General features: G+C 68.1%; 19 protein-coding genes and 1 tRNA gene. 11 read left to right on the top strand and 9 right to left on the bottom strand.

The features are described from left to right. Positions 1-144 precede the first annotated feature (144 nt). From lpxA to rnhB, 3 genes are read left to right on the top strand one after another with little or no spacing between them, the layout of a single operon-like run. Positions 145-945 carry an acyl-ACP--UDP-N-acetylglucosamine O-acyltransferase gene (gene lpxA, locus CK625_RS06915; RefSeq protein WP_095539560.1) on the top strand — a complete coding sequence of 267 codons (801 nt, stop codon included), beginning with the start codon at positions 145-147 and terminating at the stop codon, positions 943-945. Further along, positions 942-2,147, top strand: coding sequence for a lipid-A-disaccharide synthase (gene lpxB, locus CK625_RS06910; protein WP_275250563.1), 1,206 nt, complete (start codon positions 942-944; stop codon positions 2,145-2,147). Before lpxA ends, lpxB begins: the two co-directional genes overlap by 4 nt. Then, entirely contained in the window at positions 2,119-2,766 is a 648-nt protein-coding gene (rnhB, locus tag CK625_RS06905; protein WP_095539559.1) for a ribonuclease HII, read from the top strand. Before lpxB ends, rnhB begins: the two co-directional genes overlap by 29 nt. On the opposite strand, the gene mutM is transcribed toward rnhB, so the two are convergent. Beyond that, on the bottom strand, positions 2,757-3,572 hold the full coding sequence (gene mutM / locus CK625_RS06900) for a bifunctional DNA-formamidopyrimidine glycosylase/DNA-(apurinic or apyrimidinic site) lyase (protein WP_095539558.1): 816 nt from the start codon (positions 3,570-3,572) through the stop codon (positions 2,757-2,759). The two genes, rnhB and mutM, sit on opposite strands and share 10 nt — an antisense overlap. 132 nt (positions 3,573-3,704) lie before the next feature. On the opposite strand from mutM, the gene CK625_RS06895 reads away from it, so the two are divergent. From CK625_RS06895 to CK625_RS06870, 7 genes are all read left to right on the top strand, one after another. Continuing rightward, the gene (locus CK625_RS06895; protein ID WP_143326211.1) at positions 3,705-5,654 is read left to right on the top strand and encodes a tetratricopeptide repeat protein; all 1,950 of its coding nucleotides are present in this window, start codon (positions 3,705-3,707) and stop codon (positions 5,652-5,654) included. Then, entirely contained in the window at positions 5,651-6,187 is a 537-nt protein-coding gene (locus tag CK625_RS06890) for a lipoprotein insertase outer membrane protein LolB (protein WP_095539556.1), read from the top strand. Before CK625_RS06895 ends, CK625_RS06890 begins: the two co-directional genes overlap by 4 nt. Next, positions 6,174-7,097 (top strand): 4-(cytidine 5'-diphospho)-2-C-methyl-D-erythritol kinase, encoded by a 924-nt coding sequence (gene ispE, locus CK625_RS06885; RefSeq protein WP_095539555.1) that lies wholly within the window; start codon positions 6,174-6,176, stop codon positions 7,095-7,097. Before CK625_RS06890 ends, ispE begins: the two co-directional genes overlap by 14 nt. 37 nt (positions 7,098-7,134) lie before the next feature. Next, positions 7,135-7,211: transfer RNA gene (locus CK625_RS06880), tRNA-Gln, on the top strand. Positions 7,212-7,231: 20 nt separating this feature from the next. After that, a complete protein-coding gene (locus tag CK625_RS13660; RefSeq protein ID WP_143326210.1) occupies positions 7,232-7,423 on the top strand; it encodes a hypothetical protein in 192 nt (63 codons plus the stop codon). Continuing rightward, positions 7,420-8,397: a ribose-phosphate pyrophosphokinase gene (locus CK625_RS06875; protein WP_095539554.1), complete on the top strand. Its 978-nt coding sequence runs from the start codon at positions 7,420-7,422 to the stop codon at positions 8,395-8,397. The genes CK625_RS13660 and CK625_RS06875 overlap by 4 nt, the downstream gene beginning before the upstream one ends. 164 nt (positions 8,398-8,561) lie before the next feature. After that, a complete protein-coding gene (locus CK625_RS06870) occupies positions 8,562-9,176 on the top strand; it encodes a 50S ribosomal protein L25/general stress protein Ctc (protein ID WP_095539553.1) in 615 nt (204 codons plus the stop codon). Between the two features lie 366 nt (positions 9,177-9,542). Here the strand turns inward: CK625_RS06870 and CK625_RS06865 are convergent, their stop codons facing one another. After that, on the bottom strand, positions 9,543-10,187 hold the full coding sequence (locus CK625_RS06865; protein ID WP_095539552.1) for a riboflavin synthase: 645 nt from the start codon (positions 10,185-10,187) through the stop codon (positions 9,543-9,545). 251 nt (positions 10,188-10,438) lie between these two features. Between CK625_RS06865 and CK625_RS06860 the strand changes: the two genes are divergently transcribed. Further along, the gene (locus CK625_RS06860) at positions 10,439-11,896 is read left to right on the top strand and encodes a DUF945 family protein (protein WP_172425110.1); all 1,458 of its coding nucleotides are present in this window, start codon (positions 10,439-10,441) and stop codon (positions 11,894-11,896) included. Positions 11,897-12,044: 148 nt separating this feature from the next. On the opposite strand, the gene CK625_RS14100 is transcribed toward CK625_RS06860, so the two are convergent. From CK625_RS14100 to CK625_RS06825, 7 genes are all read right to left on the bottom strand, one after another. Next, complete coding sequence (locus CK625_RS14100; RefSeq protein ID WP_238945550.1) at positions 12,045-12,716, bottom strand: DUF7606 domain-containing protein; 672 nt, start codon at positions 12,714-12,716, stop codon at positions 12,045-12,047. 465 nt (positions 12,717-13,181) lie between these two features. After that, positions 13,182-13,586, bottom strand: a complete 405-nt coding sequence (locus CK625_RS06850) for a hypothetical protein (protein ID WP_095539550.1) — start codon at positions 13,584-13,586, stop codon at positions 13,182-13,184. 30 nt (positions 13,587-13,616) lie between these two features. Then, complete coding sequence (locus CK625_RS06845) at positions 13,617-14,810, bottom strand: benzoate/H(+) symporter BenE family transporter (RefSeq protein WP_095539549.1); 1,194 nt, start codon at positions 14,808-14,810, stop codon at positions 13,617-13,619. A gap of 39 nt (positions 14,811-14,849) precedes the next feature. Further along, complete coding sequence (locus tag CK625_RS06840) at positions 14,850-16,253, bottom strand: AmpG family muropeptide MFS transporter (RefSeq protein WP_095539548.1); 1,404 nt, start codon at positions 16,251-16,253, stop codon at positions 14,850-14,852. A 90-nt stretch (positions 16,254-16,343) separates the two neighbouring features. Further along, positions 16,344-16,982, bottom strand: a complete 639-nt coding sequence (locus CK625_RS06835) for an MBL fold metallo-hydrolase (RefSeq protein ID WP_095539695.1) — start codon at positions 16,980-16,982, stop codon at positions 16,344-16,346. Between the two features lie 10 nt (positions 16,983-16,992). Next, positions 16,993-18,303 (bottom strand): elongation factor P maturation arginine rhamnosyltransferase EarP, encoded by a 1,311-nt coding sequence (gene earP / locus CK625_RS06830; RefSeq protein ID WP_095539547.1) that lies wholly within the window; start codon positions 18,301-18,303, stop codon positions 16,993-16,995. Between the two features lie 33 nt (positions 18,304-18,336). Next, complete coding sequence (locus tag CK625_RS06825) at positions 18,337-18,792, bottom strand: GtrA family protein (RefSeq protein ID WP_095539546.1); 456 nt, start codon at positions 18,790-18,792, stop codon at positions 18,337-18,339. Position 18,793 lies beyond the last annotated feature (1 nt).

The following is an 18,793-nucleotide window of genomic DNA, read 5'->3' as shown; positions in this document are numbered from 1 at the left end:
TAGCTTCTTCTCTGGCCTGGCAATGCCATGCGGCATGAATGGCGTTGTGTGCGCCGCTGTGATGGCCTGCCGCGCAGCGGCTCGTGAACAGATTCTCAGCACGCCCGCGCCGCGCATTTTGTCTGCCCGCAACGCGAATCCCCTATGGCTGACCCCTTGATCCACCCCAGCGCCATCGTGCACCCGGGCGCCCAGTTGCACCCCAGCGTGCGCATCGGCCCCTACGCCGTGGTTGGCGAGCATGTGCACATCGGCGCCGACACACACATCGGCGCGCATTGCGTCATCGATGGCCGCACCCGCATCGGCGCGCGCAACACCATCCACGCACACGCCAGCATCGGCGGCCCGCCGCAGGACAAGAAATACGCCGGCGAGCCCACTGAGCTGTACATCGGCGATGGCAACACCATCCGCGAGTTCACCACCATCAACACCGGCACGGTGCAGGGCGGCGGCGTCACCCGCCTGGGCGATGAGAACTGGATCATGGCCTATGCGCACATCGCGCACGACTGCCAGGTCGGCAGCCACACCGTCATGGCCAACAGCGTGGCGCTGGCCGGCCATGTGCACGTGGGCGACTGGGCCATTCTGGGCGGCCTGACGGGCGTGCACCAGTTCACGCGCATCGGGGCGCACGCCATGATCGGTTTTTCCAGCCACGTCTCGCAGGACGTGCCGCCCTACGTGCTCGCAGGCGGCAACCCGTTTGCCGTGCGCGGCCTGAACATCGAGGGCCTGCGCCGGCGCCAGTTCAACGCCAACCAGATTGCGGCGCTCAAAACCGCCTATCGCATCGTGTTCCGCGAGGGCCGCACCCTGCAGGACGCCTGCGCGCAATTGCAGGACTTGCAGACCCGCGCCGTGCAGGGCGATGGCTGGGAAGAGCTGCTGGGCATGCTGATGTTCCTGCAGCAGGCCGAGCGGGGCATCGCGCGTTGAGCCCCAACCCTGCCGCCGCACCGCTGCGCCTGGCCATGGTGGCCGGCGAGGCCTCGGGCGACTTGCTGGCCGCGCTGCTGCTGCAAGGCATGCAGGCGCACGTGCCGGCGCTGTGGCCGGCCCTGCGCAGCTGGGGCATCGGCGGGCCGCACATGCAGGCGCAGGGCTTTGACGCGCAATGGCCGGCCGAGCGGCTGGCCGTGCACGGCTACAGCTGGGAGGTGCTCAAGCGCGTGGCCGGCTTGCTGCGCATTCGCCGCCAGCTCGGCGACAGCCTGCTGGCGCAGCGCCCGGATGTGTTCGTGGGCGTGGACGCGCCGGATTTCAACCTGGGCCTGGAGCAGCGCCTGCGCGCGGCGGGCATTCCCACCGTGCATTTCGTCTGCCCATCGATCTGGGCCTGGCGCCCCGAGCGCGTGCACGCCATCCGCCGCGCCGCCAGCCATGTGCTGTGCCTATTCCCCTTCGAGCCTGCGCTGCTGCGCCAACATGGCATCGAGGCCACTTTCGTCGGCCACCCGCTGGCCCAGGCCATTGCCCTGCAATCGCCGCAGCAGGCCGAGCAGGCCACCACAGCGGCGCGCCAGCAGCTGCAACTGGAGCCGGGCGCTCCGGTGCTGGCGCTGCTGCCGGGCAGCCGCAGCAAGGAAATCGACTACCTGCTGCCGCGCTTTCTCGCCGCCGCGCAGCGCTTGCTGGCCGAGCAGCCCCGGCTGCAGCTGATCCTGCCTTGCGTGCCGGCGCAGCTGGCGCGGGTGCAGGCCATCGTGCAAGGCCAGGGCCAGCTGCAGGGGCGGCTGCGCGTGCTGAGCGGTCAATCGCATCTGGCGCTGCAGGCTTGCGACGTGACGCTGATCGCCAGCGGCACGGCCACGCTGGAGGCTGCGCTGTTCAAAAAGCCCATGGTCATCAGCTATGCCATGCACCCGGTGAGCGCGATGCTGATGCGCCGCAAGCAACTGCAGCCCTGGGTGGGCCTGCCCAACATCCTGCTGCAGCAAGAGCTGGTGCCCGAACTGCTGCAAGAGGCGGCCACCCCGGCCGCACTGGCCCAGGCATGCGCCCAGTGGCTGCACGCCAGCCGGCAGCGCAATGCCGATTGGCAGCGGCTGCAGCAGGCCTTGACGGCGTTGCATCAATCGTTGCAGGCCGACACCGCCGCCTTGAGCGCCCATGTCCTCAAACAACTGCTGCACGCCTGAAGCCGCCCAGGGCCAGGCCGAGCTGCCGCTGCAGCCCGAAGGGCCTGCGCTGCAGGCCGGGGTGGACGAGGCCGGGCGCGGGCCGCTGGCCGGCCCGGTCTTTGCGGCGGCGGTGATCCTCGATGCGGCCCGGCCCATTGCCGGCCTGGCCGACTCCAAGCGCTTGAGCGCGCGCCGGCGCGAGCAACTGGCCCAGGCCATCGAGGCCCAGGCCCTGGCGTTCTGCGTGGCCCAGGCCAGCGTGGAGGAAATCGAGCGCCTGAACATCCTGCAGGCCACCATGCTGGCCATGCAGCGCGCCGTGGCCGGCCTGGCCATCGCGCCGCAGCTGGTGCTGGTCGATGGCAACCGCACGCCGGCCCTGCCGATGAGTGCCGTGGCCGTGGTGGGTGGCGATGCCAAGGTGCAGGCCATCTCGGCGGCCTCCATCCTGGCCAAGGTGCACCGCGATGCCTGGTGCATGCAGGCGCACCGGCAGTGGCCGCAATACGGCTTTGCGCAGCACAAGGGCTATGGCACGGCCTTGCACCTGGCGGCCTTGCAGCAACACGGCCCTTGCAGCGCGCACCGCATGGGCTTTGCCCCGGTGCGCAGGGCCGCGCTCCGTGTTCAGCGCTGACAGCGCGGGCAGTGGTAGGTGCTGCGCTGGCCCTGCGTGCTGAGCCGGATGGCCGCGCCACAGCGCGGGCAAGGCTGGCCCTGGCGGCCGTAAACGCGGGCGGCCAGCTGGAAGTGGCCGTGGCTGCCATCGCTGGCGACGAAATCGCGCAGGCTGCTGCCGCCGCGCTGCACGGCCTCGTTGAGCACCTGGACGATGGCCCCGTGCAGGCGTTCCAGCCGGGGGCGGCGCAGCTGGCCGGCGGGCGTGTGCGGGTCGATGCCGGCCAGGAACAAGGCCTCGCTGGCGTAGATATTGCCCACGCCCACCACAGCCTGGCCCGCCAGCAGCGCCTGCTTGATGCTCACGCGCCGCCCGCGCAGGGCGGCAGCCAGATGCGCGGCGGTGAAGTCCTCCGACAGCGGCTCCACCCCCAGGCGGCCCAGCAGCTTGTGCACGATGGGCGCATCCGCGCTGGGCGCATACACCAGCGCGCCAAAGCGGCGCGGATCGTGCAGGCGCAGCAGCGCATGCCCGAACACCAGATCGGCGTGATCGTGCGGCCCGGCGGGCGTGCCCAGCGGCAGGATGCGCACGCTGCCGGACATGCCCAGGTGCAGCAGCAACAGGTCGGGGCCATCGAGCTCAAGCAGCAGGTACTTGCCCCGGCGGCGCACGGCCTGCACGGTGCGGCCGGCCAGCGCCGCAGGCGCGCAGCCCAGCGGCCAGCGCAATGGCTTGCCCAGCACCAGCGCGGCAATGCGCTGACCGGTAATGGCCGGGGCAATGCCCTGGCGGGTGACTTCGACTTCGGGGAGTTCTGGCATGGCGTGCAAAAGCCCGCAGGCCAAACCAGACGCTGCGGGCAATTGAATTATTATCGTCTCATGCAAAGAGACGATCAAAGTTCAGAGCCTGTTCGCAGGCCCGGTGCAGGCCGCAGCGGCCAGCCCAAGGCCGTGCCGTTGGCCCGCCGCACGGAGGTGGGCAGGCTCTCTGGCCTGCTGGCCAGCAGCCTGGCCGCAGCGGTGCTCACAGCCGGTTGCCAGGCCGCCACCGTGCACGATGCGCCGGCCCAGGGCCTGCACACGGCTGTGCAGGAGGAGCAGCCCCAGCCGCCATTGCTCAGCTCGCGGGCCATGGCGCAAAGCTTTTACGAAACCCTGGTGGGCGAGTTGCTGGGGCAGGCCGGTGATTGGCAGGCCAGCTACGAGCTGCTGCTGCATGCCGCGCAGACACGGCGCCAGGACGAGCTGTTTCAGCGCGCCATCCAGTCGGCCTTTCAGCTCGGCGATGGCCGCCGCGCGCTGCGCGCGGCCGAGAGCTGGCACCGGACGCTGCCGCATTCGCGCGAGGCCAACAAGGCCGTGCTGCAGGTGTTGGTGCTGCTCAACCAGCTGCCGCAAACCCAGTGGCATCTCAAGCAGGAATTGCGCCTGTCGCAGGGCGATGAAATGGCCGAAAACCTGCAGGCCATCGCCTTGCTCTATCAGCGCGTGGCGGACAAGCGCCAGGCCCTGCAGGTGGTGCAGGCCGCGCTGGAAGACCAGCTCCAGCCCGAATCGCCCTGGCGGGCCGATGCCCTGGCAGCGCTGGGGCGCATGCAGTTGCAGGCCGGGGATGTGCCGCAGGCCCTGCAGACCTTGAACCAGGCGCATGCGGTCAACCCCCAGGCCAGCGGCCTGGGTTTTTTGGCCCTGGAGCTGGCCGCCCATGGCGAAAAAAGCGCGCAGGCACTGCTCAAGGATTACGCCAGCCAGGATGCGGCGAGCACGCCCTTTTTGCTGGCCTATGCGCGCCTGTTGGTGGCGCAGCAAGAAAACACCCAGGCGCTGCAGGTGCTCGAGCGCCTGCTGGCCAAGCAGCCGCAGATGCCCGAGGCCTGGATCGCCAAGGCCGCGCTGCAGGCCGCGCAGGGGGAGTTCGCCGCGGCCGAGCAATCGCTGGTGGTCTTCGTCAAGACGCTGGACGCCGTGCCCAGGCCGGCGCTGCGCCAGCGTGGCCTGGATGAAGCGCAGATCCTGCGGGCGCACATGGCCGATCTGCAGGGCCGGCATGAGCAGGCGCAGCGCGCGCTGGAAAAAGTCGGCAACCCCCAGACGCTGCTGCGCGCGCAGCTCCAGCGTGCGCAGATCCTGGCCGAGGAGGGGCAGTTCGATCTGGCGCGCCAGGTCGTGCGCGCCATCGCCGCCCCGGACGAGAAAACCCAGCAGCTCAAGGCGCGCGTCGAAGTGCAGCTGCTGCGCGACAGCGGCCAATACCAGCAGGCCTACGCCCTGCTGCAGAGCATGCTGCGTCAGCAGCCCGATGACGACGAGCTGCTCTACGAATACGCGCTGATGGCCGAGCGCCTGGGCCGTGTGCAGGAGATGGAAAAGCGCCTGCGCAGCCTGCTGGCGCGCACGCCCGAACATGCCCATGCACTCAATGCCCTGGGCTACTCCTATGCAGACCGGGGCGTGCGCTTTGCCGAAGCGCGGCGCCTCATCACCAAGGCGCTGGAGCTCGAGCCCGGCAGCCCCTACATTACCGACAGCCTGGGCTGGCTGGAATACCGCCAGGGCAATCTGGCGCAGGCCCTGGATCTGTTGCAAAAGGCCTTCGCCACCGAGGCGGACGCGGAAATCGCCGCCCATCTGGGCGAAGTGCTGTGGCAGCTCGGGCGGCAGGGCGAGGCCAATGCCGTTTGGGAGCGCGGCCTGCAAAGCAACGCCCGCAACGAGGTGCTGCGCAAGACCATCGGGCGCCTGGCCGGGGCGAGCAGCCCCTTGTTGCAGGCCCATCCCGCACAGGCGCGGCAAAAGGCCCGGCCCTCGCTGCTGGAGCTGGTGCTCGGCCATGAGGCGCCCAGCCCTGCCGAGCCCGCCGAGCCGGCGCCTGGCCCGCAAGAGCCGGCGGTGGCGCCATGAAGGCCGGTTGCGACAGGGCCGCGGCCCAGACTGCGGCGCACGGCACCCGGCGCACATGGCTGGCGGCGCTGGTATCGGCCTGCCTGCTGGCCGCCTGCGCCGCGCCGCGCCCCTACGTGCTGCGCCAGGGCATCTGGCGCGGGCGCATCGCCCTGAACACCGAAGAAGAGCGCCCACAGTCCTTCAGCGCCGAATTCGCCTTGCGCGGCAGCCCGCAGCAAGGCGAGCTGGAGGTCTACAACCCGCTGGGCAACATCATTGCGCGCCTGCGCTGGAACCCGCAGCAGGCCCTGCTGGACAAGGGCTCGGAGCAAATCGCCAGCGAGTCGCTCGATGCGCTGGTGGCGCAGGTGTTCGGCGCGCCCATCCCCATTGCGGCGCTGTTTGACTGGCTCTCAGGCCAGGCCAGGCAGGAGCCGGGCTGGCAGGTCGATCTGTCGCGCTACGGGCAAGGGCGCATTCACGCGCTGCGCGAACAACCGTTGCCGCGGGCGAGCCTGCGGGTGATTCTCCATGCCGATGACCGCCTGTGACGCGCCCGCGCCGCCGGCGGCCGCGGACGAATTGCTGCGCGTGCCCGCGCCGGCCAAGCTCAACCTGTTCTTGCACATTCTGGGCCGCCGCGAGGATGGCTACCACCTGCTGCAATCGGCCTTCGTGCTCATCGACTGGTGCGACTGGCTGAGTTTTGCGCTGCGCCCCGAAGGCCCGCGCATCAGCCGTGAGGACCTGGGCCAGCCCTTGCCGGAGCGCGATTTGATCGTGCGCGCGGCCGCTGCCCTGCAGCAGGCCGCTGGCGAGCGCCGCGGCGTGCACATCCGGGTGGAAAAGCACATCCCGGCCCAGGCGGGCATGGGCGGGGGCTCATCCGATGCGGCCAGCACCTTGCTGGCGCTGAACCGCCTGTGGGGCCTGCACTGGCCGGTGCAGCGGCTGCAGGACATCGGCCTGCAGCTGGGCGCCGATGTGCCGTTCTTTCTGGGCGGCGGCAACGCCTGGGTCGAAGGCATTGGCGAGCAGCTCACGCCCCTGCAGGGCGAGCAGGCCTTGCCGCCGGCGCGCTTCATCGTCATCAAGCCTGCCGCCGGCGTGGCCACGGCGGCAATTTTTTCGCATCCAGCGCTTCAGAGGGCCAGCGAGCGTGCTACAATCTCGCGCTTCAGTGCTGATCCTTTTGGATTTGGTCGCAATGACCTGCAGCCCGTGGCACAAAATCTCTGCCCCGAAATAAAAAAAGCCGTCGATTGGCTTTCAGGGCAAGGATTTCAGGCTAGAATGACGGGCTCTGGTTCTGCAGTGTTCGCAAGAGTGCCGCAGAATTGCAGCCAAGAGCATTTGCTCAATGTGCTTGAAGCGGCGCGGGGCGCATCTTCAGGCTGGGCGGTCAGGCTTTGCAATGGATTGCCAAGCCATCCGCTGAGTGATTGGATCTGTGCTGCATAGTTTCTTGTCTGTGTGCTCTGTTGCGCATGGGCTTTGCAGGGGAGTCGCCAAGTTGGTTAAGGCACCGGATTTTGATTCCGGCATTCGAGGGTTCGAATCCTTCCTCCCCTGCCATCGTTTGATTGCTTGATCTGATGAATAACGCCGCATTTGCGGCGTTTTGTTTTAGATTGACGGGTTTTCTCGCGTTGGCGGTGCGCTGTATATGGCTGTGCCCCAATGCGCTGATGGTTTTTTCTGACGGCTGCTGCGGGTTTGCTGGCACCGGCCCTGACAGAAAAAAACTTCGTCTCCTCCTCAAGCTGAGTATTGCGGCGGCCTTATGAGCGTTTCCCACCACTCCGACTTCATGCTGTTCACCGGCAACGCCAACCCCGCGTTGGCCAAAGAGATTGCCGAGCACCTGGGCACATCGCTGGGCGCGGCGCACGTGGGGCGCTTCTCCGATGGGGAAGTGACGGTCGAGATCCGGCAGAACGTGCGTGCGCGCGACGTGTTCGTGGTGCAGCCCACCTGCGCGCCGACCAACGACAGCCTGATGGAGCTGCTGATCATGGTGGATGCGCTCAAGCGCGCATCGGCCGAGCGCATCAGCGCCGTCATCCCCTATTTCGGCTATGCCCGCCAGGATCGCCGGCCGCGTTCGACCCGCGTGCCGATCTCGGCCAAGGTGGTGGCCAACCTGCTGCAGACCGTGGGCGTGGCGCGCGTGCTGACCATGGACTTGCACGCCGATCAGATCCAGGGCTTTTTCGACATCCCGGTGGACAACATCTACGCCTCGCCGGTGCTGCTGAGCGATCTGAACAAAAAGCGCTATGAGGATTTGATCGTGGTCTCGCCCGACGTGGGCGGGGTGGTGCGCGCGCGCGCACTGGCCAAGGAGCTGGGCTGCGATCTGGCCATCATCGACAAGCGCCGCCCCAAGGCCAACGTCAGCGAAGTCATGAACGTCATCGGCGAGATCGAAGGCCGCAACTGCGTCGTGATGGACGACATGATCGACACTGCCGGCACGCTGGTCAAAGCCGCCGAAGTGCTCAAAGAGCGTGGCGCCAAGAGCGTGCATGCCTACTGCACGCACCCGATCTTCTCGGGCCCGGCCATCGAACGCATTGCCGCCGGCTCGGCGCTCGATGAGGTGGTGGTCACCAACACCATTCCCTTGAGCGAGCAGGCGCGCGCCTGCAGCAAGATTCGCCAGCTCACGGTGGCGCCGCTGATTGCCGAAACCATCCAGCGCATTGCCCGTGGCGACTCGGTGATGAGCCTGTTCAAGGAGCAAGGCGGGCTGTTCTGAATACCGAAGGTCGGGCCTGGCAGTGCCAGGGTGCGACTGGGATTTTTCGTGCATGGCTTTGTGGCCGTGCGTTGTTCGAGGTTGCCTGTGGGCCACAGTGCCTGGCGGGCAGTCTCTCAAACCGGGGCAGAGTTGGTCGCGACCTGCCTCTATCAGGAGAAAACATGCAAGTAGTTGCATTTGCACGTGAAAAGCAGGGCACGGGTGCGAGCCGCCGCCTGCGTCATTCGGGCCGTACGCCCGGCATCATTTACGGCGGCGATCAAGAGCCGACGATGATCGAGCTCGATCACAACCCGCTGTGGTTTGCGCTGCAGAAAGAGGCGTTCCACTCCAGCGTGCTGGATCTGGAGCTGGACGGCAAGACCGAGAAAGTCCTGCTGCGCGATGTGCAATACCACCCCTACAAGCAGCTCGTGCTGCACGTGGATTTCCAGCGCGTCAACGCGCGCACCCGCCTGCACATGAAAGTGCCCGTGCACTACGAAGGCGCTGAAGAGTCCCCTGCCGTCAAGGTCGAAGGCCAGGTGGTGAGCACCGTCACGACGGAAATCGACGTGAGCTGTATGCCTTCCGATCTGCCGGAATTCATCCTGGTGAACCTGAGCAAGCTGGGCAAGAACGGCGTGCTGCGCCTGCGCGACATCAAACTGCCCCGCGGTGTGAGCGCCGTCAAGCGCCTGGCCGCCATCAACCCCGTGCTGGCCACGGCCACGGCCGCCCCGGCTGTGGAAGAAGACGCACCGGCTGCCGAAGGCGGTGCGGACGCAGCGGCCTGATTACAGACCCTGCGCAAAACCAAAGCAAGCCTGCCCGCCTGCCGATGCGAGCGGGCGCTTGTCAAAGCAAAAAGCCTGCTGTGCAGTGATGCCAGCAGGCTTTTTGTTGGCGCAGCCTCTAAAGCGTGTTCTGCTCGAACGTTGGCAAATCCAAGACCTGGCCGCGCACTGGCATCGCCATCTCGCAGGCCTCGTCATGCCCGCGAAGGCGGCCATCCAGCGCCACCCTTGCGCACGGAGCGGGGATTGGCAAACGGCAGCACCGTCTGTCAGCGCGCCGCGATTGGACACCCGCCTTCGCGGGTGTGACGAGAACGAGAGAAGGCGGCGCTTGCAGGAAATGTCTTCATCAGAATCGAAACCGCTCTAGCGGGGCTGGCCGGTTGGCAGGGCGCTGCCGGTCTGCAGCATGCGGGCCACGTAGCGGGCGATCAGGTCCACCTCCAGGTTCACGGCGCTGCCCGGGCGCAGGTGCTTGAGGGTGGTGTGGGCCATGGTGTGGGCAATCAGGTTGATGCTGAACTCGCAGCCCTCCTGCAGATCGCGCACGCTGTTGAGCGTGAGGCTGACGCCTTGCACCGTGACGGAGCCCTTGACGGCCAGATAGGGCATCAGCTGCCTGGGGGCGAGGATGCGCAGCTCATGGCTTTCGCCCACCGGGTTCAGGGCGCTGACGGTGCCGATGCCATCCACGTGGCCGCTGACGATGTGCCCGCCCAGGCGGTCGGCTGCGCGCAAGGCCTTTTCCAGATTGACTTCGCCGACTTGATCCAACCCCGCAGTCAGGCGCAGCGATTCTGCCGAGACTTCGACCACGAAGGCCTGTGCATCCAGCGCCAGCGCCGTCACGGTCATGCAGGCGCCATTCAGGGCAATGCTGTCGCCCAGCACCACGTCGTCCAGATAGCCCGGCGGGCAGGCGATGCTCAAGCGCTTGCCATGGGCCTGGCTGCTGCCCAGATCCTCGACATGCTGGATTTGGCCAATGGCGGTGATGATGCCGGTGAACATGAAACTCCTTGGAAGATGGCGCGCTGGCCACGGGCCGTGCCGGCCGGTGCGCGCGCTGTGAGGGGCTGTGGGCTGTCATCCAAATCCTCGCGCCGCGCTCATCCCCGCAGCCGGGCGGTTTGCGGCGCAGCGATTCGTGCAGACCGTGCCTTGCTGAAAAGCCGGCACTATAGCGGGCACCATGGCGCTGGCCAGGCAAAGCCTGTGAAACAATGCCGCGCACAGCAAAGACATGGAGGAATGGCAGGCCTATGCGCAAGAAGATGGTGGGGGCGGCGGTGCTGTTGGTTGCGCTGCTGGGGCTGGGCTACAGCGCCGCAGCCTGGTATGTGGGCCTGCAGACGCAGCAGCATGTGCAGCAGGCCCACGCTGCGTTCAGCGCCGCGCTGGGGGTCTCGGCGCAGCTGACCCAGTACGAGCGCGGCCTGTTCCATTCCAGCGCGCGCAGCGTCGTGCGCATCGAGCCGCCGGAGCATGGCGCGACCTCATCAGTACTCCCAACGGCCACCGCCCCGCAGCAGCAATGGTTCTTCGGCCAAGGGCTGCGCGGCCAGACCATCGTGCTGGAGCACCGCATCCGCCATCTGCCGCTGCTGGCCGCGCCGCACCGCGCTGGCTGGGTGGCTGTGCGCAGCACGCCAGTGCTCAGCCCGGCGGGGCAGGCCGCATTGCGCCCCAGTTTGGGCGATGCGCCGCCCTATGTGCTCGACGCCGTGCTGGGCTACGGCGGCAGCGTGCACTGGCGGCTGGCCGGCCCAGCCTGGCAACGCCCTTGGGAGGATGCCCAGGGCGCGGCGCAAACACTGCACATGCGGCCTTTGCACTGGGAGGGCGAGCGCGGCCCTGACGGGCGCAGCCTGCGCAGCGCCCTGCAATGGGGCGGCATGACGCTGCGCAATGCCCAAGGCGTGCAGCTGCTGCACATCGAGCAACTGCATGGGCGTGACGACTACCAGCGGGCCGCAGGCCTGCAGCACAGCTACCTGGGCCAAAGCCGCTACAGCCTGGGGCAATGGCAGCAGGCGGGCGGCTGGCAATTGCAGGGCCTGGCGCTGGCCTTTGGCATCCAGGCCCAGGACGGGCAATGGCTGCGCCTGCCGCTGCAGGTGCAATTGCAGCGGCTGCAACTGCCCGGCGATGGCCCGCAGGCGCGGGGCGAGCAGCCAGCCGGCCAGCCGAACAATCAGCCGGCATTGAGCGCGCTGGAGCTCAAGGCCGCCGTGGAGCAGTTGCACTTGCCTAGCTATGAGGCTTTAGGTTCTTGGGGCTGGCGCTGGCTATTGGCGCAAATGGGGGCCTCGACGGCCTGGGAGCAATTGCCGCTGGCCGAGCAAGGCCAGGTGCGCGAGCGCCTGGCCGCGCTGTTGGCGCAGGGCCTGCGCCTGAAGGTTGAGCGCCTGGCGGGGCAGTTGCCCGAAGGGCAATGGGCGCTGAGCGGCCAGGCCAGCGCGCCGCAGCTGCATGCCATTGACCTGGGCTTCTTGCCGCACAGCCTGCTGGCCAAGCTCCATGCCAGCGTGCAGCTGGAGATTGCTCAGCCGCTGGCCCTGCACTGGCAGGGCCAGGAGAACCTGGAGCTGCTCGTGCAGCAAGGCCTGGTGCGGCAAGAGGCAGGCCAAATCCGCACGGTCTTGCAGTACCAGGGCGGTCACTCCAGCATCAATGGCCACCCGTTCGACTTGCGGGGCATCGAGCAGCTGCTGCAATAGGGCCTCGGCAAAAAACACGCCATTGGCCACGGCAACGTCATGGCGCGCGGCGCAGAAAAAACACCAAGGGCCGATGGGGCCTCTTGGTGTTTTTTCTGCCTGCAGGCCGATGCCGTCACGCCAGGGCGCTGGGCATAGGCTGTCGTGCTTAGTTCGGCGTGCAGGACTTGTGCAGGATTTTGTTGCCCGGGGCCGTGACCATGATGGGCAGCGACTGGAAGTTGTCGCGCGTCATGCCATCGGTGGCCAGGCGGTAGCCCTGGGCCGTGAAAAAAGTCTCCACGTTGCTGGAGTTGTTCAGGTCGTAGTTCAGGGTGCGGCGCTTGCCTTGCAACTGGGCCGTGGCGCTGACGGGGATGCCGGCGGAGTTGAACTGGTAGGCCACCGAGAGGCGGCCGTTGTTGCAGGTATAGGCCACTTGCAGGGTGTTTTGGGAGCCGCCTGCATTTCGCCCGGACGATGAAGCACCCGACTGGGCCGTGCAGCTCTTGAACAGGATTTCATCATTGGGCGCCGTGATCATGATGCTGCTCTTGCGGAAGTTCTTGGCGTCCATGTAGTCTGAGGACAGGCGATAGCCGGACTTGTTGGCAAAGAAGGTGTCCACGTCGTCCGAGCGGTTCATGTCGTAGGCCATGACGCGCTTGGCGCCCCGAATGTGGGCTTCGGCGCGGGTGGGGATGCCGGCCTTGTTGAACTGGTAGCGCACTTGCACTTGCTTGCCGCCCTCGCAGGCGTAGGTGACGGAATGGCCGCTGGCTATGGCCGACAGCGACAGGCAAGCCAGCGAGGCGGCAACGGCGGTTTGGATAAGTTTCATGGTGTGACTCCTGAGTAGAGGTTCTGGACGGGCGACAGTCTACAGACCCGGCAAAGCCCCTGTGAGCTGCGCTGGGCTTTTCAGATGGGTGATGTGCGCGGGCCCTGACTGGCGCGTTGCAGGCAGCGCATCGGCCCGGCCGTGGCGTGCCGGGTTTTTACGTTCTGTTGTCGGCAAGATTGGCGATCTTGGCATCAAAAGACGGCCAGAGAGCGGTGCTCGTCAAGTTGGGCAGTGCCGCTTGCCGGGTGGGCTGTGCGTCCCCGGCGGTGGTTTTTGATACCAACTTCATGAGAAGTTCAAACTCAGGGCCTGTGCGCACTATGCAAGCAGATCGCATTGGGGCCTACAGGGGCCGAGCACAAGGCGGCAACCGCAGCAAGGCTGGATGCCCCTTCGAGGGTTGCCAACGAGGCTGCTCACATCTGCGCTCTTGCCCGCCGTGCAGAGAGTTTGAGCAGGCACTCACACCGGCATTTGCGCAAACTCCTGCACGCGCTGCTGGTAATTGGCCGGCGTGACGGCCCAGCGCTGCGCGTTGTCGTATTCGAACTCCACGCCAAAGCGCCCGTCGCTGCCCAGCCGAATCAGGCAGGCCTGCCAGGCGCGGCCTGCGGGGTGCTCGGCCTGCATGGCCTGCTGCAAATGCCGCAAGGCGTCTTGCGCGTGCCCGTCGTCGGGGGAGACGGCCTCGTCCTCGCCCTGGGCGTCAAAGCGGTAGCCGTACATGCGGCTGTGGCCCTTGCCCTGCACGCCGACCACGATCAGCTTGTGCCAGGCCGCGCCCGGCGCGATCAGGCCCGGGTCTTGCCGCAGGGCCTGACAAAGCGCCAGCAGCAATTGCTGGCTTTCGGGGGTGGGATGCTCCATGGTGGCGATTCTCCTTAAGTTAGAGCGTGTTCACGGCTGCGATGGGGGCGCTGCGCGCCAGCGCTGGATCAGCAAGGCGGCAGCGCCGGCCACGACCCCCCAGAAGGCCGAGCCAATGCCGGCGATGCTCACGCCCGAGAGCGTGACCAGAAAGGAAATCAGCGCCGCTTCGCGCTGGCTTTCGTCGGCCATGGCCTGGGCCAGGCCGCTGCCGATGCTGCCCAGCAGGGCGATGCCGGCAATGGCCAGCACCAGCTCTTGCGGAAAGGCCAGCAGCAAGCCGGTGATGATGCCGGCAAAGCAGCCCACCAGCAAATACAGCAGGCCACAGACCACGGCGCCGCTGTAGCGCCGGGCCGGGTCCTCGTGCGCGCCCGGCCCCATGCAGATGGCGGCGGTGATGGACGAGAGGTTGACCGAAAAGCAGCCAAAGGGCGAGAGCGCCAGCGTCACCAAGCCGGTGAGCGTGATCAGGCGCGAGACGGGCATGAAGTACCCGGTGGCGCGCATGACGGCCACGCCCGGCAGGTTTTGCGAGGCCATGGTGACGATGAACAGCGGCAAGGCCATGCTCATGAAGGCGCTGAGGCTGAACTCGGGCCAGACGAAGATGGGCCGCGCCAGCTGCAGCGGGCCAATGGCCGACCACTGCATCTGCCCGGCCAGCGTGGCCTGGGCCATGCCCACCAGCAAGGTGACGATGACGGCGTAGCGCGGCAGCCAGCGGCGCGCGGCCAGGTAGGCCAGCAGCATCAGCGTCAGCAGCAGCGGCGCGGTGCGGGCCGCGCCAAAGCCATCGAGCGCAAACCGCCCCAGCACGCCCGCCAGCAGGGCGTTGGCCAGGGCCAGCGGGATGCGGCCCATCATGCGCTCGAACCAGCCCGTGGCGCCCACCAGCACGATGAGCGCCGCGCTCATCATGAACGCGCCCACGCCCTGGGCCAGCGTGAAGCCGCCCGAGGCGGCAGTGGTGGCGATGACCACCGCCCCCGGCACGGACCAGCCGGGCATCACCGGCTTTCTCAGCAGCAGCGAGGGCAGCAGCGCCACCACGGCGCAGCCCAGGCTGATGGACCAGATCCACGAGGTGATGTGCCCCGGCGTGCCGCCCAGCGCCTGCGCGGCCTGGTAGATCACGGCCGTGGAGCTGGTGAAGGCCACCAGCACGGCCACAAAGCCGGCGGTGGCGGTCGAGGCGCTCAGGTCGTGCCAGAGTTGTCGCATGGGGTGGGCCAATCGGGGCGGGGGCAAAAAACGGGGGCGTCAGGCGCTGCCTGGCTGCGCCGGGCCGCCATCCCGATGGGGCGCGGCGCGCGCGTCGAGGCGGGCGATCCAGGCAATCAGCAGCAGCACGGGCAGGCCCAGGCAGGCGGTGAGCGTGAAGAACTGGGCGTAGCCGTGGGCATCGACGAACTGGCCCGAGAAGCCGCCCAGCCACTTGGGCAGCAGCGTCATCATGGAGCTGAACAGCGCGTACTGCGTGGCCGAGTAGCGCACGTTGGTCAGGCTGGAGAGGTAGGCGATGAAGGCCGAGGAGGCCAGGCCCGCGGCCAGGTTGTCGGCCGAGACCACCAGCACCAGGCCGATGAAGTGCGGGCCTTGCTGCTGGGCCAGCCAGGCAAACAGCACATTGGTGGCCGAGGACAGCAGCGCCCCGAGCATCAGCACGCGCAGCACGCCGATGCGCATGGCCACCCAGCCGCCGGCGAAGGCGCCCAGCAGCGTCATGAGCACGCCGTAGATTTTGGTGACGGCGGCGATCTGGTCCTTGGTGTAGCCCATGTCCACGTAGAAGGCGCTGGCCATCACGCCCATGACGATGTCGCTGATGCGGTAGACGGAGATCAGCGCCAGGATCAGCAGCGCCTGGCGGCCGTAGCGGCCGATGAAGTCGGCAAAGGGCGCGACCACGGCCTGCGCCAGCCATTGGCGCAGATCGCGCATGGGCGCTGCCGGCGGGCGTTGCGGCTCAGGCGCCAGCAACGTGGCGATCATGCCCACCAGCATGGTGGCGGCCATGACGATGTAGGAAAAGGCCCAGGCCGCCTGTTGGTAGCCTGTCTGGCCGGCGCTTTCGCCGCGCGCGGCCAGCCAGAGCGCGCCTGCGCCAGCCCAGATCAGCGCGACGCGGTAGCCGCCCTGGTACATCGCCGCCATGGCGGCCTGGCGCTGGGTATCGCCGGTTTCGATGCGGTAGGCGTCCAGCGCAATGTCCTGCGTGGCCGAGGCAAAGGCCACCGCCACGGCGCACAGCGTCAGCGCGCCCAGCTGCTGGCGCGGATCGAGCAGCGCCATGCCCAGCAGCGCCAGCATGACGCAGCACTGCGACAGCAGCAGCCAGCTGCGCCGCTGCCCCAGGCGGCGCGTCAGCCAGGGGATGGACAGGTGATCGACCAGCGGCGACCAGGCCCATTTGAAGCCGTAGGCCAGCGTCACCCAGCTGATGAAGCCGATGGTGCTGCGGTCGATGCCGGCCTCGCGCAGCCTGAAGCCCAGCGTGTTGAACACCAGCAGCATGGGCAGCCCGGCCGAGAAGCCCAGCAGCAGCATGCGCAGGCAGGCCGGCTCAAGATAGACCTGCGCCGCCTGCAACCAGTGCATGGCGGGCGCGGCCGTGGCGGCCGTGGCAGGCGCGGCGGCGGGCGGCGGCGGTGTGGGGCTGGGCATGCGGGATGCAGGGCAATGCGTTGGCAGTGGCGCGCAGGGGAGGCGGGCGCACCGGCCCGGCAGGGCAGGGGGCCGCCGTGGCGCCGGGGCTCAGGTGCCGCCGACGAAGGGGTTGCTGGCGCGCTCGCGGGCAAAGCTGCTCTCGGGCCCGTGGCCGGGCACGAAGCGCGTCTGGTCGCCCAGCGGCCAGAGCTTGTGCACGATGCTGTCGATGAGCTGCTGGTGGTTGCCGCGCGGAAAGTCCGTGCGCCCGATGCTGCCGGCAAACAGCACGTCGCCGACGAAGGCCAGGCCGCTGGCAGGGGCGTGGAAGATCACGTGCCCGGGGGTGTGGCCGGGGGTGTGGTAGACGTCGAGCACCTGCTGGCCGATCTGCACCTGATCGCCATCGCCCAGCCAGCGCGCGGGCGTGAAGGTCTGCGCTGGCGCAAAGCCATAGGCCTGGCTTTGTGCGGGCAGGCTGTCGATGAGGAACTGGTCTTGCGGGTGCGGGCCAATGATGGGCAGGCCCAGCGCCTGCGCCAGCTCGCCCGCGCCGCCGGCGTGGTCGATGTGGGCGTGGGTCAGCCAGATGGCCTTGGGCGTCAGGCCCAGCTGCTCGATGGCGGCGCGGATTTGCGGCAGATCGCCGCCCGGGTCGATGATGGCGGCCTCGCGGGTTTCATCGCACCACACGATGCTGCAATTTTGCGCAAAGGCGGTGACGGGGAGGGTGTGGTATTGGAGCATGGCGGGCATTCTACGTGGGCTGCTGCGCACCGGTGGCGGCCCAGGCGCGCAGCTGCGTGGCCAGGTCGGGCTGGGCCTGCAGGCGGCTGCAGGCGGCGCGCGCGCAGTCCTGCCAGTGCGCCCAGCTTGCCTGTTGTGTGCCTTGAAGGGCGCTGCTGGGCGAGGGCTGCGGCGGCGCGTTGGCGCTGGCCATGCCGTTGAGTTGCAGCAAGGCGGCGCGCCAGTGCTCAGGCGGTTGCAGCCAGTCCATGAAGGCCTGCAGTTTGCCGTGATGGGCGTTGTCGTGCTGGGGGTAGATGTGCCACAAAAAGGGGCGCGCGGCCCACAGCGCGCGCACCAGCGAATCCTCGCCGCGCACGATGTTCAGGTCGCAAGCCCACAGCAGCTCGTCGAACTGCGCCTGCGGCATGAAGGGCAGCCAGTGCACCGTCAGCGCGCCCTGCTGCGCGCCGGCCCAGCCCAGCTGCTGCCAGCACTGGCGCAGCCAGGCTTGCGAGCGCCCGGCCGCGGCCAGCAGCTGCACGGGCTGCGCGGCCTGGGCCCAGGCGCGCAGCCACTGCGGCAGGCAGGCGGGTTCGTAGGCGAACAGGCTGATCCAACTGGCCTGGGTGGCGTGGTCGATCGGCTTGGAGGCCTGTGCGGCGGCGGGTTGCGCCTGCAGGAAGGCGCGGCGCCAGGCCGTGGCATCGAAGCGCGCCCGGCGCTGCGCCAGAGTCGGCTCGCGCAGCAGGCCGCCGGTGCGCGGCGTCAGCCCAGGGTAGAAAAAGGTCTTGCGCTGCCCTGCGGCCGGGCCGAACATCACCGGCGAGGGCAGCAGGTGCATGCGCTCCACGTAGGGTTCGGCCGAGAGGTATTCGAGGTTCAGCCACAGCGGCCAGGGGCGCGGCCCAATGGCGTTGGCAGGGCCGGCTTGGCCGCCAGCGAGCTGGGCCAGGGCGCTGAGGTAGGCGTCGGGGATCTCGCAGCCAAAGGCTTCGATCAGCACTTGGCGCGGCGCTGGCTGTGCGGGCGAAGCTGGCGTGAGCGCCGCCAGCGCCGCCAGCGTCGCCAGTTGCCCAGGGGCCAGGCTTTCGGCCAGCGCCCAGGGCAGGATGCGCACGCCCTGGTGCTGCCAGGGCGGCGGCGCATCCCAGAGCGAGGCCGGCGCGCTGCTGAGCCAGCGCAGCGCGCTGTGCTCGTCGATCCACAGCCGCACGCCATCGCCGCGCCCGGCCAGGTCGCAGGCCAGGCGCCAGCAGACGCCGGCATCGCCGTAGTTGTCGATGACGCGGCAGAAGATGTCCCAGGCCAGGGGCGGCGGTGCAGTGTCGGTGGCGGGCATGGCTGTGCGTGGCAGGTACTCAGGCCCAGGCACTCAGGCCGAACGGCCCTGCGATCCCGCTGCGGCAGGGTTGAAAACGAACCGCTTGTCCAGGTGGTATTTGCTGACGTAGCCCAGCACCAGCCCGATGACGCCGCCCAGGTAGCGCATGGTCGCGCTCTGGAAGATCAGCCAGAAGCCGTATTCGAAGCCCCAGAAGATCAGCGTGGTGGCCAGCCCCATCAGGGTGTAGCGCACAAAGGTCTTGCCGTCGTGCGCGGCGCTTTGGGGCTGGAAGCGGAAGATGTAGCGCTTGTCCAGCAGGTATTTGACGACCAGCCCCGTGGCGGTGCCCGCGGCGATGGACAGCAGGATCAGGCCCGGCAGCGGCGTGGCCATGTCCAGCTGCTGCTGCAGCCAGTGGCCCAGGCGCACCACGGCCTCCTGCGTGCCGATGTTGACGGCAATGGCCAGGGCGCAAAACAGGCTGTAGAGCAGGCTCAGGCGCATC

It is taken from the genome of Vandammella animalimorsus, from assembly GCF_002285265.1.
In the GTDB taxonomy this organism is placed as follows: domain Bacteria; phylum Pseudomonadota; class Gammaproteobacteria; order Burkholderiales; family Burkholderiaceae_C; genus Lampropedia.
The sequence above is the reverse complement of the archived record's forward strand: the minus strand, read 5'-3'. Positions and strand labels throughout refer to the sequence as shown.

Excerpts from the sequence above, each read along its gene's own strand:
- lpxA (WP_095539560.1), top strand. The coding sequence starts at position 145 with ATGGCTGACCCCTTGATCCACCCCAGCGCCATCGTGCACCCGGGCGCC.
- rnhB (WP_095539559.1), top strand. The coding sequence starts at position 2,119 with ATGTCCTCAAACAACTGCTGCACGCCTGAAGCCGCCCAGGGCCAGGCC.
- mutM (WP_095539558.1), bottom strand. The coding sequence starts at position 3,572 with ATGCCAGAACTCCCCGAAGTCGAAGTCACCCGCCAGGGCATTGCCCCG.
- CK625_RS06890 (WP_095539556.1), top strand. The coding sequence starts at position 5,651 with ATGAAGGCCGGTTGCGACAGGGCCGCGGCCCAGACTGCGGCGCACGGC.
- ispE (WP_095539555.1), top strand. The coding sequence starts at position 6,174 with ATGACCGCCTGTGACGCGCCCGCGCCGCCGGCGGCCGCGGACGAATTG.
- CK625_RS13660 (WP_143326210.1), top strand. The coding sequence starts at position 7,232 with ATGAATAACGCCGCATTTGCGGCGTTTTGTTTTAGATTGACGGGTTTT.
- CK625_RS06875 (WP_095539554.1), top strand. The coding sequence starts at position 7,420 with ATGAGCGTTTCCCACCACTCCGACTTCATGCTGTTCACCGGCAACGCC.
- CK625_RS06870 (WP_095539553.1), top strand. The coding sequence starts at position 8,562 with ATGCAAGTAGTTGCATTTGCACGTGAAAAGCAGGGCACGGGTGCGAGC.
- CK625_RS06865 (WP_095539552.1), bottom strand. The coding sequence starts at position 10,187 with ATGTTCACCGGCATCATCACCGCCATTGGCCAAATCCAGCATGTCGAG.
- CK625_RS06860 (WP_172425110.1), top strand. The coding sequence starts at position 10,439 with ATGCGCAAGAAGATGGTGGGGGCGGCGGTGCTGTTGGTTGCGCTGCTG.
- CK625_RS14100 (WP_238945550.1), bottom strand. The coding sequence starts at position 12,716 with ATGAAACTTATCCAAACCGCCGTTGCCGCCTCGCTGGCTTGCCTGTCG.
- CK625_RS06850 (WP_095539550.1), bottom strand. The coding sequence starts at position 13,586 with ATGGAGCATCCCACCCCCGAAAGCCAGCAATTGCTGCTGGCGCTTTGT.
- CK625_RS06845 (WP_095539549.1), bottom strand. The coding sequence starts at position 14,810 with ATGCGACAACTCTGGCACGACCTGAGCGCCTCGACCGCCACCGCCGGC.
- CK625_RS06840 (WP_095539548.1), bottom strand. The coding sequence starts at position 16,253 with ATGCCCAGCCCCACACCGCCGCCGCCCGCCGCCGCGCCTGCCACGGCC.
- CK625_RS06835 (WP_095539695.1), bottom strand. The coding sequence starts at position 16,982 with ATGCTCCAATACCACACCCTCCCCGTCACCGCCTTTGCGCAAAATTGC.
- earP (WP_095539547.1), bottom strand. The coding sequence starts at position 18,303 with ATGCCCGCCACCGACACTGCACCGCCGCCCCTGGCCTGGGACATCTTC.
- CK625_RS06825 (WP_095539546.1), bottom strand. The coding sequence starts at position 18,792 with ATGCGCCTGAGCCTGCTCTACAGCCTGTTTTGCGCCCTGGCCATTGCC.